This is a genomic window from Pseudomonas sp. 273 (genome assembly GCF_029201425.1).
GTDB lineage: Bacteria > Pseudomonadota > Gammaproteobacteria > Pseudomonadales > Pseudomonadaceae > Pseudomonas > Pseudomonas delhiensis.
Map to the genome: position 1 here is coordinate 2,071,973 of NZ_CP116775.1, position 17,161 is coordinate 2,089,133.

A 17,161-nucleotide genomic window follows, 5' to 3' on the forward strand; every position below is an offset into this window, starting at 1 on the left:
CATTCGTTGAACTGCTGCTCTCGGAGTTAGACATAGTTCAGCGCGAGTTGATCATGTTGGCCGCCTGTTGCGTGGCCTCCCGCGTGCGGTTGGCGAGTTTGCGGACCTCGTCAGCCACCACCGCGAAGCCCCGTCCGGCATCGCCCGCGCGGGCGGCCTCGATGGCGGCGTTTAGTGCCAGCAGGTTGGTCTGGTTGGCGATACTGTGGATGACGCCGACGATTTCCGTCAGTTTTTGCAGACTCTGCTCCATGTTCTGGCGTTGCTGTTCCTGTTCGCCACGCAACTGCTCCTCCAACCGCTCCAAATGAATGTCGGCCAACGCCCCGACCACACGTACCGGCGTGCCATCTGGTGTGCGCCGGGTCTGGCCGAGTGAGCGGAACCAGCGGTACTCCCCGCTTTTCAACTTGATTCGGTAGACGGACTTGAACGGCGTCTTGCCACTGCGATCGCCGAGGTGAGCGGCGAATAGTTCAATGACATCCGGTTTGTCGTCTGGGTGGATGCGCGAAGCCCAGCTGTCGAGCACGTTGGGAAAATCTTCCCCATCATCGAAACCGAGCATGTGGCGGAACTGAGGTGACCACCACAAAGGGTTGCTCGGGTTGAGGGGATCGCCATCGATAACCTCCATATCCCAGAGGCCGTCGCTGAGCATCTCCCGGGATAGCTCGAAGCGTACCAGGGTTCTGTCGAGCTCGATGTCCCGCTGGCGCTGAGCGTGAATATCGCGAATGGTTCCGGCCATGAGTAGGGGCACGCCTTGTTCGTCGCGCTGGATCGCGGCGCTAATCAAGAACCAGCGGTCCTCTCCGCTTTTTGTGCGTAGGCGGGCTTCAGTGGTGAAGGGGCGGCTCTCATGCTTCCTGGCCAGATGACGTGCCAGGGCGTCCAAGGTCGTCTGCCTGTCTTCCTCATGCAGCAGAGCTGTCCAGCCACCGGGTGGGATATGCGAGTCGTCGCCATCAAATCCCAGCAAGGCATGGAAGTGATCTGAGTACCAGCACCCGTCTTCATCCACGCTCTTGTCGGTTATCAGGGCTTGGCTCCACCAGCCATCAACGCTCGCATGGCCGATCAGTTCGAAACGACTGTTGGCGGCCTGTAGTTGGGCTTCGTTAGAGGACATCTGGCTAGCGAGCGCATCCAGTGCAAGCTGAAGTTCATCGCGTTGCTGCTGCTGGCGCAAATATTCCTCAGAATGCGCTTGCCAGGCCTGATAGGCACGGGTAGCCAGCGTGCTCATCTCGCAGCGGCTGGGCAGAATGACGGTAGGAAAATCTTCTAGAGCTTCGACGAGTCGTGACAGGCAAGCCAGTACCGCCTTGTTGTTTTTCGATGACAGCATGCGGATCTCCTCTGGAGTGAATCGACATCCTTTTGATGCCAATAGCACTGATCAGTGCCTTCTCATTAGCCGTAAGTGGTTTCGCGTATGCGGCGGGCTTCGTAGGCCCTCAGGTGAACGAGCGCAACGGCGAGAATCGAGCGATCGTCTTCCTGAGGTGGGCCCCGGCGCTCCAAGAGATCGCCCAGGATGTGCTCGGCTTCGGTCTCCACGCCTCGCTCGACGTCGCGCAGGACCGACGCCATCAGGGGGAGCCTGGCTCCGTCAGTACCTCCAGGTAGCGATGGTGGATGGCATCACGTAAGGGGTAGCCGGCCCTGGCTGCAATCTCCGCGCACTCGTCGAGAAGCGCGACGACCAGGTGCTTTCCACCCGCCGCTAGAATGTCACCCAGCGCAGCTCGCATCAGGCAGGTGATACCCGCGCCGGTGGCTATCAGAGCCCATTTCTCCCACATCTCCTGCACTATCCGCGTGCAGGGGATCGCCTCGAAGCCAGCGCCACCATGCAGAGCTACGGCAATTGCCTGGGTGCGAGGGCTTCTCTCTTCGTCCAGTTCACCGAACGAGATTTGATTGACGTCATTGTGATGGACGATGGCGCCGGAAGCGTTCCGGTCGAGCGAGATGCGGCACTGGCCGCCCAGTACGTTGTGTCGTGTGAAGCGCCTCTCCAGCAGGTCTAGGTGCCGCATGCCATTAAGCAGCGGAAGGATGGCGGTATGCTCGGCGACGGCCGGGGAGAAGTCCTCCATCGCTCGCTCCAGATCGTAGGATTTGCAGCTCAGTAGGATCAGGTCATAGGGCTGCTGTATCTCACCGCCCAACACGCAGATTGGAGAGGGATAGTGGATGTCTCCGAGCGGGCTTTTCACGACGAGGCCCTCGCGGGCGAGCATCACTGCTCGTTGGGGGCGGACCAGGAAGGTTACGTCCTGCCCCGCCTGTAACAGGCGCCCGCCGATGTAACCGCCAATGGCGCCAGCCCCGACGATCAATATGCGCATTTTCATCTCCTTCTTTGTCTGCCATTTCGAATGATCTGGCGGGTGTGCCCCGCGTGTCTGAAGGAATCTTGAAGCCGTTCTTGCTGGAGGCACTAGAGCGGGTCGGGGGCTGGCGCCGATTAATGTCGTGAAAAGGCATGTAATGGCATTTTCGGTTGTGGCCCGACCAAGCACAGTGCGGACAATGTGTGTCACTGGCCGACGGCTTGGCGGGCAATTGGTCCGCAACAATAAGATCTACAAGAAAGGTGAGTGCTATGAAGCTGGATTCGAACATCGCCGCGGTGGTGACCGGTGGTGCCTCTGGGTTAGGGGAGGCGGTAGTCCGCAGGCTAGCTGCGAGTGGTGTGAAGGTCGCTATCTTTGACATGAACGCAGAGCGCGGCATACAGGTGGCTCGGGAAGTGGGGGGAGTGTTCTGTCAGGTCGACGTGCAGTCGGACGAGTCAGTTGACGTAGGCTTCGCTCGTGCTCGAGAGGTGCATGGCCAGGAGCGCATCCTGGTGAATTGCGCCGGTATTTCGAAAGGCATCAAAACCGCCGGACGCGATCGCAAGACCGGCGAAATCAAGGTGTTTCCCAGCGCCGATTTCGACCGGGTGGTACAGATCAATCTGGTTGGCTCCTTCCGCTGCCTGGCCCGTTCGGCAGCCGGCATGCTGACACTCGAGCCGCTGGAGCACGGCGAGCGCGGAGTGATCGTCAATACTGCCAGCGTCGCTGCCCAGGACGGACAGGTGGGCCAGGCGGCCTATGCTGCCTCCAAGGCCGGTGTAGTCGGCATGACCTTGCCGATCGCCCGTGACCTGGCCGGTGACGGTGTGAGAATCAACACTATCCTGCCTGGCCTGTTCGCCACGCCGATGATGGCCGGTCTGCCAGAAAACGTGCAGCAGTCGCTGGCGGTCTCGGTGCCCTTCCCGCAGCGCCTTGGCTTACCCGAGGAGTATGCCGACCTGGCTACGTTCCTTATCACCAACGCCTACATGAATGGCGAGTCCGTACGTCTCGACGGCGCGATTCGTCTGGCGCCGCGCTAGCCATACGGCAATCGGAGACAGCATGACTTCCGCCTATATCTATGATGCGGTGCGCACTCCGCGTGGCCGCGGCCGCCCCGACGGGGCCCTGCATGAAGTGACCGCCCTGAACCTGGCCAGCCAAGTGCTGCATGCCATCCGTGAGCGCAACGGGCTCGATACTGCGTTGGTTGATGACGTGATCCTCGGCTGCGTGATGCCGGTGGGGGAGCAGGGCAGTGATATCGCCCGTATCGCCGCACTGGTGGCCGGCTACGATCAGAGCGTGCCGGGTGTGCACCTCAACCGCTTCTGCGCTTCGGGGTTGGAGGCCTGCAATATCGCCGCCGGCAAGGTAGCCAGCAGGGAGGCGCGCTTTGTCGTAGCCGGGGGAGTCGAGTCCATGTCCCGGGTGGCGCTGGGCGCCGACGGCGGGGCGATGATGGTCGATCCGGTTTTCGCCTTCGATCACTACTACGCACCTCAGGGGATTGGCGCCGATCTGATAGCCAGCCTGCATGGCTTCAGTCGTGAGGATGTCGATAGCTACGCGGTCGAGAGCCAGCGGCGTGCAGCGCAGGCGTGGAGTGAGGGCCGTTTCACCCGCTCTATCGTGCCGGTGTTGGACCAGTCCGGCATCGTTCTGCTGGAGCGCGACGAACACATGCGTCCGCAGACCACCCTGGAGTCGCTGGCCGGACTCAAGCCAGCTTTCGCCAGGATGGGAGAGTCCGGCTATGCCGCCGCGGCGTTGCAACGCTATCCGCAGGTCGAGAGGCTCGAGCATGTCCACCATGGCGGCAATTCATCCGGAATGGTCGATGGCGCGTCCGCAGTGCTCATTGGTTCGAAGATGGCTGGTGAGGCGCTCGGTCTGAAGCCGCGTGCGCGGATCCTGGGCATGGCCTCCATTGGCTCGGAGCCGACCATCATGCTCACCGGGCCGGCACTGGTGACACAGAAGGTTCTGCGACGGCTGGGCATGGCTATCTCCGATATCGATCTGTTTGAGCTTAACGAAGCTTTCGCCGCGGTGGTGCTGCGCTACCTGCAGGAGCTGGAGCTAGACCCGGCCAAGGTCAATGTCAACGGCGGAGCTATTGCCATGGGGCACCCGCTGGGCGCTACCGGGGCGATGATCCTCGGCACTGCACTGGACGAGTTGGAGCGCAGTGATAGGCAGACTGCACTGGTCAACCTGTGCGTCGGTGCTGGTATGGGTACCGCCACCGTTATCGAGCGGGTGTGAGGGGACGAGCATGAAGAATTTTTCGATCGCGATCGATGACGACGGCGTTGCCCTGGTCACCTTCGATATTCCCGGCAAGAGCATGAACGTCATCAGTGACGAGGTGCAGGCCGAACTGGACGCCGTGGTGGAAATGCTGCGCGACTCGGAGCGGATTCGCGGAGCGGTGCTGATCTCCGCCAAGCCCAGCGGCTTCTGCGCCGGAGCGGACCTGCCGGAGATCGTCGGTCATTTCAAACGTTGGCGTGCGGCCCGCGACCAGCAGGCGCTACGCCAGGGGTTGGTCGAGAGTAGCAGCCTGTCGCGCCGCCTACGTGCCCTGGAAACCTGTGGCAAGCCGGTGGCAGCCGCCATCAACGGGATGGCCCTTGGCGGCGGACTGGAGTTGGCGCTGGCTTGTCATTACCGCGTTGCGGTGGATGACCCGAAACTGCGCCTGGCTTTTCCCGAGACAGGGGTCGGCTTGCTGCCGGGGGCAGGTGGTACCCAGAGGCTGATGCGCCTAATCGGTATCGAGGCCGCCTTGCCTTATCTGCTCGATGGTGTGCCGATCACTGCCGACGCGGCCTTGGCCGGCGGTATCTTGCATGCTCGGGTGCCCGCCGACTCCCTGCTGGATACTGCCCGTCGCTGGGTGCTCGAACATCCTCAGGCGCAGGCGCCGTGGGATGACTCGGCGTTCAAGCTACCTGGTGGCGGACCGCACTCGCCGCAGGGTTACCGAGGTTTTGCGCCAGCCATTGCCGCGCGTCTGGCCAACTCGGGAGCCGATCATCCGGCACTGGGCAACGTTCTTAAGTGTGTCTATGAAGGGGCGCAGGTTCCGATCGATGCCGGCCTGCGCATCGAGTCCCGCTATTTCTTCAACACCGTGCGTTCACCCCGGGCCGAAGCCATGGCACGCACCTTCTTCATTTCTCGCCAGGTCCTATCCAGACGCGTCGAACGCGGCGACCCGGAGATCTACCTGCAACGTCTGCGCCAGTCGGTGCTCGAGGAGCGACTGGCGATGCTGGACGAAGGTGCCCCGGTAGTACTGGTGAACAATCTGGTTCGCCGCCATGCAGTGCGAGTCGAAATGGCGGACACGGTACAGCCGTGGGGTGAGCACGAGGTGGATTTCACCATGATGGCCGAGCTCCGCCAGCGTCTGCTCTATGTGCAGTCCCTGGCGGCCCTGCGTTGCCTTGAGGAGGGCCTGATCGCCGATCCGCTGGAGGCGGATGCGGCGGCGATCGAGGCTGGTTTCCCGAGCTGGAGCGGTGGCCCGGTATCGTTTGTCGAGGTAGAGGGACTGGCGTACTTTCTCGAAAGCGCCGACCGACTGGCCGCGAGCCATGGGAATTGCTTCGCACTGTCGTCCACTTGGCGCGAACGGATGACTTCCGGGATTGGTCCGTACGGCTGACCGCGGTAGCGGCCTACAACAACAAGACAAGAACAGCGAGAACCGAAATGGGCATTCTCATCGTTGAAAACCGTGAAGGTGAATTGATGACTCTGCAGGCGGAAGCCTCGCAGACTCTGATGGAAATCATGCGCAGCGGCGGGGTGGATGAAATCCTCGCATTGTGCGGTGGGACCTGTTCGTGCGCCACCTGTCACGTCATTGTCGACCCTGCATTCGCTGATCGTCTGGAGCCGATGGGTGCCGACGAGAACGACCTGCTCGATAGTTCCGAGCACCGCACGCCGACCTCGCGGTTGTCCTGCCAGGTGGTGTTTCGCGAGGAGCTCGACGGGCTTCGGGTGACTCTGGCACCGGAAGACTGAGCGACGGTCGCAACAACGACAAGAGGGGATGGACGATGCGTAAAGATGTGGTGATTGTCGGCGCCGGACATGCAGGGGCACAGGCCGCGAGCCTGCTCAGGCAGTCGGGATTCCAGGGGAGCATTGTTTTGATCGGCGAAGAGCGCGAGTTGCCATACGAGCGCCCGCCGCTGTCCAAGGACTACCTGGCGGGCGAGAAGGGTTTCGACCATTTTCTCCTGCGCCCGGCGAGCTTCTGGAACGAAAAGCATATTGAGCTGCGCCTTGGCGAGCGCGTGGTCAAGGTCGATTCCCAGGCGCACCGTCTGGAGACTGCCGTTGGCGAGAGCATCGAATACGGGGCATTGATCTGGGCTGCCGGCGGGGCGGCTCGACGCCTGAGCTGCGAGGGGTACGATCTGGCTGGAGTGCACTCGGTGCGCAATCGCGCCGACGTCGACCGAATGATTGCTGAGCTTGATGGTACCCGCCGGGTAGTGGTGATCGGTGGTGGTTACATCGGCTTGGAGGCTGCGGCGGTACTGAGCAAGCTTGGCAAGTCGGTGACGGTACTGGAAGCTCAGGACAGGGTACTGGCCCGCGTGGCCGGGGAGGAATTATCGCGCTTCTATGAGGCCGAACATCGTGGTCATGGAGTGGACGTACGCCTCGGGGTGGCGGTCGAGCGTCTGGTCGGCGAAGAAGGTAGGGTTAGCGCCGTGGCCCTGGGCGATGGCACACTGCTGCCGGCGGACATGGTCATCGTCGGCATCGGCATTATTCCTGCGGTCGAGCCGCTGATCGCTGCCGGCCTGCCGCAAGGCAATGGTGTGCAGGTCGACGAGTTCTGCCGCAGTGGTTTGCCGGATGTGTTCGCCATCGGTGATTGCGCCGCCCACGTAAACCGCTATTGCGCCCTGCCAGGGCCGATACGCCTGGAGTCGGTGCAAAATGCCAACGACCAGGCCAAGGTGGTGGCCAAGTACCTGGTTGGGCAGCCTGAGGCCTACGATGCGGTTCCCTGGTTCTGGTCCGACCAATACGACCTGAAACTGCAGACCATCGGCCTTTCGGCGGGCTACGACCAGACAGTGTTACGGGGCGACCCCACCTCGCGCAGCTTCTCCGTTGTTTACCTGAAGGAAGGGCGTGTGCTGGCGCTGGATTGCGTGAACCTGACGCGTGACTACGTGCAGGGCAAGGCTCTGGTCAAGGCCGGTGTGAAACCTGACCTGCAGGCCTTGGGCAATGCAGAAACACCGCTGAAGGCACTGGCGGTCACGGTATGAAGGCGGTCCCGGTCAGGCTGGAGGTCGAGGCTGGCATCGCCGAAGTCATCTTCGACCGCCCCGAGGCGCTCAACGCCATCGACGTGGACAGCGCGCGCTGCTTGTTGGCCCTCTGCGAGGAGCTGCGGGAGCGGACAGACGTTCGGGTTATCGTGCTGTCCGGCACAGGCCGGGCCTTCATGGCAGGTGGTGATCTGGCGGCATTCCACGCCGCCGCCGATCCGGTGCAGCTGGCCTCGGAGATCATTGAACCGCTACACCAAGCCCTGGCCTTGCTGGCGACGTTTCCGCAACCCGTCCTCGGTAGTGTGCAGGGTGCGGTTTCCGGTGCAGGCATGAGTATCGCCCTGGGCTGCGATCTGACTATCGCTGCGGCCGACGCCAGGTTCTGTCTGGCCTACAGTGGCATCGCTACCTGCCTCGATGCTGGTGGCTCCTGGCATTTGGTGCGGCAGGTCGGCCTGCAGCGCGCCATGCGTATGGCTCTGCTCAACGAGGTGCTGTCAGCCGAACGGGCGCTGCAGCTCGGGCTCGTCGCCCAGGTCGTAGCGCAGGACGACTTGGTGGTGGAAACCCGGAAGCTGGCACAGCGTTTGGCTGTTGGGCCAGGGTTCGCCTATGGGGAGATCAAACGGCTGTTGCGAGGTGCGTCCAGTCGAACCCTGGAGCAACAGCTAGACGCCGAGCACGAGGCATTTCGTGCTTGTGCCGGCAGCGGCGATTTCCGTGAAGGCATCGCCGCATTCTTCGCCAAACGCAGAGCGCTGTTCAGAGGCAATTGAGCGCTTCCTGAGGTATCTGCTGAGGTTATTGCCGGCCGGAAGCGGTTTCTCATTTTAATGTTGTTGTCAATTATATTGTTAGCAATATAATTTGTAGCGTCCATTCTGGACTGAGCCAACGTTAAGGAGATGCTTCATGAGTGTGCTGTATACCGCGAAGGCCACCGCCATCGGTGGTCGCAATGGCACCGTTCGCAGTGACGACGGATTGCTTGACCTGCAATTGGCCCTGCCTGCTGGCCTTGGCGGCAAGGGTGGGGCGACCAACCCCGAGCAACTGTTTGCCGCCGGCTACGCGGCCTGTTTCGGCAATGCGATCATCCACTCGACCCGCAACCAGGAGGTGAAGATCCGCGACAACGACGTGGAAGTGGTCGCCGCGGTCGGCATCGGGCCAAACGCTGCCGGCGGCTTCGGGCTGACGGTCGCGCTGGAGGTGACCCTGGTCGGTATCGAGCAGGCCAAGGCCGAGGTGATCGTCGCTGAGGCGCACAAGGTCTGCCCGTACTCCAACGCGACACGTGGCAAAGTCGATGTGGTGCTGACGGTGCATACGCGTTGACGTGATCCACGTGCCGATAGCGAACCTGGCGCTCGCGGCTGGCGTCAGGTTTTGGTGATGCCGTTGTGGCTAAGGTGTGCTGCCGCGGCATCCGCCCAGGCTGACACTCCCGGCGGACCCGAATCATCCGAGCAGGAGAGGAAAAGACGATGTCATCACTCACTCTCGTCGATGTCGTGCAGTCCTTCATTGGCGTATGACCACAAGGACTGGGATCGCTCAGGCAATCGTTTGCCGACTGGCTGGCCGAGGATGCGCTCTACGAGAACGTCAGCTTGACCCGCACCACGACGCGCGCCGACGCGATCGCTCTGATCGAGACGTTCGCGCCGGGCCTAGACAACATCGCGGTGGACATGCTGGCGATCGCGCAGGACGGCGAGCGCGTGTTCACCGAGCGCGTCGACTACCTGGGCAAGGCCGACAGCACCGTTATCGCGACGATCCACCTAATGGGCATCTTCGTGATACGCGACGGATGGATCGCCGAATGGTGCGACTACTTCCGCATGCTGCCCGCTACCGAAGCGAGCTGAACGGCTACCCGCTGTATGAGCCACGTTCGCTGTCCGATCTCGATGTTGTTCCCGCAAGCTCGGGTGACCAGACGCAATGACTGAACCAACCCCTATGAATCCTGACCGCTCACCTAACTGCTGATCCCACCACGCCTAGCATCGGCGAAAGACGATATTCCCTTGCAAAATCTAGGAGGAAGCATTGTGGTGCATTTACCAATTCATAGGCTAGCAATACAATTGCTAGCAATTAATTACTGTTGGCGCTTTGAACATGTCGCCACCAGTGTGTAGTCGAACCAGATAGGCGATTGAGATGAAGGCAGGAAAACGTCCCAAGGAACTCGCGAAAATCAAGAAAGACGATGATCCACTCATGCTGGATCGCCAGGTCTGCTTTCCCATCTATGCCGCATCCAATCTGTTGACACGTCTTTATCGCCCGGTGCTGGAGCCACTCGGACTCACTTACTCGCAGTATCTGGTCATGCTGGTGCTGTGGGAGCGCTCCCCAGCCAGTGTCGGGGATCTGGGGGAACGCCTGCACCTAGACTCTGGAACCCTGACTCCGCTGCTCAAGCGTATGGAGCAAGGGGGATTCATCAGCCGGCGGCGCGACCCCGAGGATGAGCGGCGAGTGCTCATCGACCTCACGGCGCACGGGCGCGAGCTGCGCGCGGATGCCCTGTCCGTTCCGGAAACTCTGGCCCTGCAACTGGGCCTGGATATGACGGCGGTCGATGAATTGCGCAACTCGGTGAAAGCTCTGGTGAACATCCTTTGCGGGCACAAACGGTCGTCACCTCCGGGCGGATGAGGTGGGAGCGCGGTGCTAGCTCTGCAAGGACGAATCGACACCTGCTCCGGCTCAGCGTTTTTTCAAAAAATAAGGACTTCTCATGTATGTCGCTCTCAAACACTCCCATCTTCTGACGGCGGTTCTGTCGTTGCTGCTGACGGTCGCCTGGTCATTCCTGGCCTGGAATGGAGGCAAGGGCAACGCTGCCGGGCCGAGTGGCGGCAAGAAGGCCGCCTACATCGCCCATCGCGCGGTCGCTGGCCTAATGGGGCTCACCGGCCTGGCCGTCACCTTTGTCGGCCCATGGCGCTTCATGCTGTTCCCGTACGTGGGCCTGGCCCTGTTCCTGGTTCATGGCATTGCCGCGACGATGTCCAGGCGAGCCTTTGCCAGTGAGCACGGGGATACCAGGCGACGGGTTGCCTTGCTGGTACAGGTGGTAGCGCTTCTGTTGGCTTTCTACATGATGCGTGCCAAGCCCTTCTGATACACACGACCGCGACCCCGTTGTGCTGAGTGGGTACATGCCCCTGAGTTCTCCCTGATGGTAGGGGAGAGCTGCCGTGTCCGCATGGTGATCGATGATGGAAGCGCAGCCTTGTATCCCCAGGGCACTGCACCCGCCACTGGCATGGCTGGGGTGCCCGCCAGGAAACAGCGTGGCAACTGCTGACGTCCGGCGACACGATACGGCGTACTCCCGAGCGAACCATAGTCGGATCAAGCTCGAACGCCATGCCGATTCCAATCGTTTCAGCTCACCATCCATGGCCCCCATTCTGATGGGCCATTGCTGACGCAGCGTCAGAAACTCCTCCTGGAATGTCTTTCCCGCGAAAGCGACCACCTGCCGGCTGGTCGCAAATTTGGCACGAATTGCTTTCTGCCTCTTCGCACAGCCATCGCGGGGTTGCGGCTATTTGCCAAGAATGAAGTCCACCCAGCCTGCGTGCCATGCCATCCGCAGGGCGTGCGACCGCGATAACTCCAAGAACAGGCCCGCAATGCTTATGACCACATCAGACATTTCTTCCCAACTCCAGGCCGACCTCCCGTCGAATGCCGCCAGCGGCGTAGGGCGGATACCGGTCGAGTTTCTCGAACAGCTACGCGCGATCGTTGGCGACAATGGGCTCCTCGTTGGCCAGGATGTCAGTTCGCGCCATCCGGGCGTTTTCATGAGCCGCATCGAGGCTGATGCCATCGTCCGGCCGGCTGACGTCGATCAGGTGGCCCGTGTCCTGGCTCTGTGCAACACGGCGGGTCAGCCCGTGGTGATTCAGGGAGGGATGTCTGGGTGGGTGCGCGCGACTCAGACACGGCCTGGCGACTTGGTGCTGTCGCTGGAGCGGATGAATCGGATCGAACACGTCGATCCTGCCAATCGTACGGTCACCGTGCAGGCGGGCGTGATCTTGGAAACCCTGCAGGATCACCTACAGCCTTTCGGTCTGAGCTTCCCGCTCGATCTGGGGGGGCGTGGCTCTTGTCAGTTGGGCGGCAACGCCGCCACCAACGCTGGCGGAGTGCGGGTTATCCGCTACGGCATGATGCGCGAGCAGGTGCTCGGTCTCGAGGCGGTATTGGCCGACGGCCGAGTGGTGTCGTCGCTCAATCGCATGATCAAGAACAACACTGGCTACGACCTCAAGCAGTTGTTCATTGGCAGCGAGGGCACGCTGGGGGTGATCACCCGTCTGGTGCTGCGTCTGCGCGAGCTACCATCGAGCAGCAACACGGCGATGGTCTGCGCTAGCAACTTCGAGCAGATCGCCCAACTGCTGCGCCATATGGATGGCGCACTTGGCGGGCAGTTGAGCGCCTTCGAGCTGATCGACAACAACTTCTATCGGGTCAATACCGGCCCTGGTCGCCATCATCCGCCGCTGCCCTCGGATAAGCCTTATTACGCAATCATCGAGTCCCTCGGTGCCAGTCAGGAGCGTGATGCGGAGCTGTTCGAGCGAGCCCTGTCGGGAGGGATCGAGAAGGGCTTGGTCGATGACGCGGTGATCGCCCGCTCCGAGCGTGAGAAGCATTCGATCTGGGCGATTCGTGAAGACCTGGAGCACCTGCTCAACGATTTCCGCCCCTTCCATGCCTTCGATATCTCCCTGCCGGTCGGCGACATGGAGCCCTACATGCAGCGTGTCGCTGAGCGCCTGAAGGCTGGTTGGCCGCAAGGTGCGATTGCCTTCCTCGGACATGTCGGCGACGGCAACCTGCATATTGCCATTGGTGCGGGTACACCCGAGGAGAGCTCTGCGATCGAAGCCTGTGTCTACGAGCCGCTGGCTGACTACGGCGGTTCGGTTTCTGCCGAGCATGGCATTGGTCTGGAGAAGAAGCGCTGGTTCCCGATCAGCCGCAGTCCGGTCGAGCGGCAACTGATGCAGGATCTGAAGCGCCTGTTGGATCCGCGCGGCATTCTCAATCCCGGCAAGATCTTCGACTGCGCCGGTACGGCAGGGCAGGCGTGATGAACGGGCCGCTGCTGCGCCTGCACGGCTATGCCGTGAGCAACTACTTCAATATCGCGCACGCCGCGCTGATCGAGGTCGGGGCGCGTTTCGAGGTGGTGCCGCGGCGTGCTAGCCAGGACGAGTCGTTCCTCGTTCTGAGCCCGATGGGCAAGATTCCCGTGCTGGAAACCGAACATGGCTGGTTGGCGGAAACCGTGGCCATTCTCGAATACCTTGAGGATCTGATGGGGCCGACCGGCCTGTACCCGGCCGATGCGTTCCTGCGTGCCCGGGCCCGGCAGATCATCAATGTCGTGCAGATGTACGTTGAAGTGCCAGTGCGTGCGTTGTTCCCCGGCGTTTTCATGGGCGGTGATAACGACATCTCCACACTGGAGGCCTCGCGTTTCACCCTGGACCGCTCCACTGCGGCGCTGCGGCGTTTGGTGGTACCGCGTCCCTACCTGCTGGGTGAGTCACTCGGCTATGCCGACCTGTTCGCCTTCTACTGCTTGGACATCGCCGAACGCGTCTGCTTGTTCGTCTACCAACGTTCCATCTTGGCCGAATTGGGTCTTGAGCAGTGGGCGCAACAGGTGGCCGGGCGCGACAGCTCGCAGCGAGTGCTGACCGCTTTCGACGAGGCCTTCTCAGCCTATCTAGTGGCGAAGAACGCTACCTATCCATTCGAACCGACGCACTACCGTACGCGCCCGGTATCGGCCTGACACCGCTCGGGCTCCGCTCCAACGATCTACGGAAAACAATAATCATGCGTGACGTGAAGCTAGAGGATAAATACACCGCCGAGAGCGGGACCGTACTGATGACCGGGACGCAGGCGCTCGTTCGCGTACCGATGCTGCAGCGCGAGATCGACCGGGCCAACGGACTGAACACAGCGGGATTCATCTCCGGTTACCGTGGCTCGCCGCTGGGCAGTTACGACCTAGAGCTGTGGCGAGTGAAGAAACTGCTGGAACAGCACGACATCCTGTTCCAGCCCGGTGTCAACGAGGATTTGGCCGCCACTGCCGTGTGGGGCACCCAGATGCTGGCTGGTGCGCCAAAGCCGAACAAGGATGGTGTGTTTGCCATCTGGTACGGCAAGGGCCCGGGTGTGGATCGTTCCGGCGACCCGCTCAAGCATGGCAACGTCGGTGGCACCCACCCCAACGGTGGCGTACTCGTGGTGGCCGGTGACGACCATTCCGGCAAGTCCTCGACTCTGGCGCACCAGAGCGAAGTTGCGCTGATGCACTGCAATATGCCGATCCTGGCACCATCGAATGTGTTTGACGTGGTGCGCCTGGGGCTGCTCGGTTTCGCCATGTCGCGCTACACCGGCCTGTATACCGGCTTCAAGATGTGCAACGAGACGCTCGAACAGACGATGACCGTCGATGTCGGCGCCGCCATCGTTACGCCGGTGCTGCCTCCTTATGGCGAGCTTCCGCCCAACGGCATCCACAACTATTCCTCGCACATCGACCGCCAGCAGTCGGAAGTAGTGGTCAAACGCTATCGCTGGCCACTGATCGAGAAATTCGTCCGCGCCAATCGTATCGACGAGGTTCGCATCGATGCACCACGGCGTCGCCTGGGTATCGTGTCGGCCGGCAAGGCTGTGCAGGACGTGATCCAGGCCCTGGCCATGCTCGGCCTCGATGCTGCCGGTGCGGCCATGTTAGGTATCTCCTTCTACAAGCTCGGCTGCATGTATCCGATCGAGCCGCAGGGGCTACGAGAGTTCGCCAGCGGACACGATGAACTGCTGTTCATCGAGGAAAAGGACCCGTTGGTGGAGAGCCAGGCCAAGGCGATTCTCTACGGTATGGAGGACGCACCGTTGATAGTCGGCAAGCTCGACGAGGACGGCGCGTTCATGATCCCCTCTGATGTTCAGCTCGAACCGACACAATTGGCTGTGGTGATCGCCGAGCGCCTGCGGCGCCTGGGTATTCAGGCAGACTCTGCGTTCGCACGTTCCGCCGATCTGGTGAAGATCCTCGAGCGGATCGCCTCGATGGACCCTGCCGAGGCTGCACGCTCGCCATACTTCTGCTCCGGCTGTCCGCACAACACCGGTACCCGTACGGTGGAAGGCAGCATCGCTGCCGGTGGTATCGGTTGTCATGCCATGGCCATGTACAGCGGCCCGGCGATGCTGCCCAACACTCACATGGGCGGCGAGGGTGGACACTGGTTCAGCCTCGGGCATTTCTCCGATACGCCACATATCTTCCAGAACATGGGCGATGGCACCTACTACCACTCGGGCTTGCTGGCTATCCGCGGGGCGGTGGCGGCGAAGGTCAACATAACCTTCCGTATCCTGTTCAACGACGCAGTGGCGATGACCGGTGGCCAGCCGGTGGATGGGCCGTTGACCCCCGGAGACATTACCCGCCAGGTACTCGCCGAAGGTGTGCAGCGCTGCGTGGTGGTCACCGACAACCCGGACAATTACGGCAAACAAAGTGGCCTCGGTACCGGAGTGACGGTGCACCACCGCGACGATTACGAAGCGGTGCAGCGTGAGCTGCGCGAGGTCCAGGGCGTCACGGTGATCGTTTACGAGCAGACCTGCGCTGCCGAGAAACGTCGGCGCCGCAAGCGCGGCAAATTCCCCAACCCGGCCAAGCGCATGTTCATCAATTCCGATGTTTGCGAAGGCTGTGGCGACTGCTCGGTACAGTCCAACTGCGTCAGTGTGTGGCCGAAGGAGACCGAACTGGGGCGCAAGCGCCAGATCGATCAGTCCAACTGCAACAAGGACTACAGCTGCGTGAAGGGCTTCTGCCCAAGCTTCATCACCGTACTCGGTGCCGAACCGCGCAAGCCGAAGAAGTCCGACATGGTCGCAGAGCTAATCCAGAATCTACCGGCACCGAGCGAGGTGATGATGGATGGCGCTTTCAACATCATGGTGTCCGGTATCGGCGGCACTGGGGTAGTAACTGTCGGCGCGTTGCTGGCGATGGCTGCTCACCTGGAGGGCAAGGCTTGCTCGGTGTTCGACATGACTGGCCTGAGTCAGAAGAACGGGGCAGTTTACAGCCACGTGCGGATCGCGGCCGATGACTCCGCTTTGGGTGCGCAGAAGCTCGGTCTCGGTGAGGCCGACTTGGCCCTGGCGTTCGACGCAGTCGCCGCGCTGTCCAAGGAGCCGGCGGTAACGTTGGATGTCGGCCGGACTCGCACTGTGGTGAATATGCGCATCACGCCGACGCCGGCCTTCCAGCGCAATCCGGATCTGCAAGTTGACCGCGAGCGCATCGTCGGTCACCTCCAGAAGCTGTCGCGCGAGCTCTATGGTGTCGACGCCAGCGGCCTGGGGTTGGCGCTGATGGGCGACAGCATTGCTGCAAACCTGTTCATGCTCGGCTACGCCGTGCAGCTTGGCTTGTTGCCGGTCTCGCCGCAAGCGCTGGAGCGGGCGGTGGAAATCAATGGTGTATCCGTTCAGTTCAACAAGGAGGCCTTTGCCCTCGGTCGCCTGCAGGCCATCGACCCGGGACGTATTGAGGCGGCGCTGGCGCTGCATCAGCCGCAAATGCTCGACTTCAAGCCACTTACAGCGCTGGCGGATATCGTCGAGCATCGTACCCGGTTGTTGACCGACTACCAGAATGTCGCCTGGGCCCAGCGCTATCGTCGCCTAGTGGATGCGGTAGCCGCCGCCGAAAGCAGGGTGATGCCTGGAGTGGATAGCCTGGCTGTGGCTGTCGCGCGCAACTTCGCCAAGCTAATGACCTACAAGGACGAATATGAAGTCGCTCGGCTGCACAACGACCCGGTATTCAAGGCCCAACTGCGCGAAGTCTTCGAGGATGGCGCCCGCTATCGCTACAACCTGGCACCGCCGCTGTTCTCCCGACGCGACCCGCTGACCGGTCACCTGAAGAAGCGCGAATTTGGTCCCTGGGTTGGGCATGTCTTCAGCCTGCTCGCCAGACTCAAGGGGCTGCGCGGCACACCGCTCGACCTGTTTGGGTTCACTGATGAGCGCCGTATGGAGCGCCGCCTGATCGTGCATTACGAGCAGCAACTGCTGGTGCTGATCGACCAACTGACCCCGGCCAATCATGCCATCGCCGTGCAGATCGCCTCGCTGCCAGGGCAGATCCGCGGCTTCGGCCACGTCAAGGAAGCCAATGTGGAGAAAGTCAGGGCGCTCGAGGCGCAGCTCCTGACCGACTTCCACAATCCGCCCACCACCGGGCCGGTCACGTTTATTCCCTTGCGTCAGTTGGACAGCCAGACGTCTGCGGATCAACACGAAGCAACGAAGACAGGAGGAAATCTCGTCTAGCCGGAGATGTGGACTGGGGCGTGTACGTAACTTTGTATCAGCCCCCTAAAAAAGTGA

Annotated in this window: 16 protein-coding genes; 13 read left to right on the top strand and 3 right to left on the bottom strand. The window is 61.6% G+C overall.

Annotation, left to right across the window (positions count from 1 at the left end; all coding sequences use genetic code 11):
• Window positions 1-37: 37 nt before the first annotated feature.
• From PKO50_RS10040 to PKO50_RS10050, 3 genes are all read right to left on the bottom strand, one after another.
• On the bottom strand, window positions 38-1,351 hold the full coding sequence (locus PKO50_RS10040; protein ID WP_275629572.1) for a PAS domain-containing protein: 1,314 nt from the start codon (window positions 1,349-1,351) through the stop codon (window positions 38-40).
• Between the two features lie 65 nt (window positions 1,352-1,416).
• Window positions 1,417-1,596, bottom strand: coding sequence for a hypothetical protein (locus PKO50_RS10045; protein WP_275629573.1), 180 nt, complete (start codon window positions 1,594-1,596; stop codon window positions 1,417-1,419).
• Window positions 1,596-2,357 (bottom strand): 2-dehydropantoate 2-reductase, encoded by a 762-nt coding sequence (locus PKO50_RS10050; RefSeq protein ID WP_275629574.1) that lies wholly within the window; start codon window positions 2,355-2,357, stop codon window positions 1,596-1,598. The genes PKO50_RS10045 and PKO50_RS10050 overlap by 1 nt, the downstream gene beginning before the upstream one ends.
• A gap of 257 nt (window positions 2,358-2,614) precedes the next feature.
• On the opposite strand from PKO50_RS10050, the gene PKO50_RS10055 reads away from it, so the two are divergent.
• The 13 genes from PKO50_RS10055 to PKO50_RS10115 all read left to right on the top strand — a co-directional run bounded on the left by PKO50_RS10055 (window position 2,615) and on the right by PKO50_RS10115 (window position 17,104).
• Window positions 2,615-3,397 carry an SDR family NAD(P)-dependent oxidoreductase gene (locus tag PKO50_RS10055; RefSeq protein ID WP_249919418.1) on the top strand — a complete coding sequence of 261 codons (783 nt, stop codon included), beginning with the start codon at window positions 2,615-2,617 and terminating at the stop codon, window positions 3,395-3,397.
• 22 nt (window positions 3,398-3,419) lie between these two features.
• Window positions 3,420-4,625, top strand: coding sequence for an acetyl-CoA C-acetyltransferase (locus PKO50_RS10060; protein ID WP_275629575.1), 1,206 nt, complete (start codon window positions 3,420-3,422; stop codon window positions 4,623-4,625).
• A gap of 10 nt (window positions 4,626-4,635) precedes the next feature.
• A complete protein-coding gene (locus PKO50_RS10065) occupies window positions 4,636-6,033 on the top strand; it encodes an enoyl-CoA hydratase-related protein (RefSeq protein ID WP_275629576.1) in 1,398 nt (465 codons plus the stop codon).
• Between the two features lie 47 nt (window positions 6,034-6,080).
• Entirely contained in the window at window positions 6,081-6,398 is a 318-nt protein-coding gene (locus PKO50_RS10070) for a 2Fe-2S iron-sulfur cluster-binding protein (RefSeq protein WP_249919421.1), read from the top strand.
• Window positions 6,399-6,433: 35 nt separating this feature from the next.
• Window positions 6,434-7,666 (top strand): FAD-dependent oxidoreductase, encoded by a 1,233-nt coding sequence (locus PKO50_RS10075; RefSeq protein WP_275629577.1) that lies wholly within the window; start codon window positions 6,434-6,436, stop codon window positions 7,664-7,666.
• Window positions 7,663-8,448 carry an enoyl-CoA hydratase-related protein gene (locus PKO50_RS10080; protein WP_249919423.1) on the top strand — a complete coding sequence of 262 codons (786 nt, stop codon included), beginning with the start codon at window positions 7,663-7,665 and terminating at the stop codon, window positions 8,446-8,448. The genes PKO50_RS10075 and PKO50_RS10080 overlap by 4 nt, the downstream gene beginning before the upstream one ends.
• Before the next feature lie 136 nt (window positions 8,449-8,584).
• Entirely contained in the window at window positions 8,585-9,010 is a 426-nt protein-coding gene (locus tag PKO50_RS10085) for an organic hydroperoxide resistance protein (protein ID WP_275629578.1), read from the top strand.
• A gap of 209 nt (window positions 9,011-9,219) precedes the next feature.
• Window positions 9,220-9,546, top strand: a complete 327-nt coding sequence (locus PKO50_RS10090) for a limonene-1,2-epoxide hydrolase family protein (RefSeq protein ID WP_275630458.1) — start codon at window positions 9,220-9,222, stop codon at window positions 9,544-9,546.
• Between the two features lie 298 nt (window positions 9,547-9,844).
• Window positions 9,845-10,345: a MarR family transcriptional regulator gene (locus PKO50_RS10095; protein ID WP_249919426.1), complete on the top strand. Its 501-nt coding sequence runs from the start codon at window positions 9,845-9,847 to the stop codon at window positions 10,343-10,345.
• A gap of 82 nt (window positions 10,346-10,427) precedes the next feature.
• A complete protein-coding gene (locus PKO50_RS10100) occupies window positions 10,428-10,814 on the top strand; it encodes a hypothetical protein (RefSeq protein WP_249919427.1) in 387 nt (128 codons plus the stop codon).
• A gap of 523 nt (window positions 10,815-11,337) precedes the next feature.
• Complete coding sequence (locus tag PKO50_RS10105; RefSeq protein ID WP_249919428.1) at window positions 11,338-12,807, top strand: FAD-binding oxidoreductase; 1,470 nt, start codon at window positions 11,338-11,340, stop codon at window positions 12,805-12,807.
• Window positions 12,807-13,517, top strand: a complete 711-nt coding sequence (locus PKO50_RS10110) for a glutathione S-transferase family protein (protein ID WP_249919429.1) — start codon at window positions 12,807-12,809, stop codon at window positions 13,515-13,517. The genes PKO50_RS10105 and PKO50_RS10110 overlap by 1 nt, the downstream gene beginning before the upstream one ends.
• A 44-nt stretch (window positions 13,518-13,561) precedes the next feature.
• A complete protein-coding gene (locus tag PKO50_RS10115; protein WP_275629579.1) occupies window positions 13,562-17,104 on the top strand; it encodes an indolepyruvate ferredoxin oxidoreductase family protein in 3,543 nt (1,180 codons plus the stop codon).
• The last annotated feature ends 57 nt before the right edge of the window (window positions 17,105-17,161 follow it).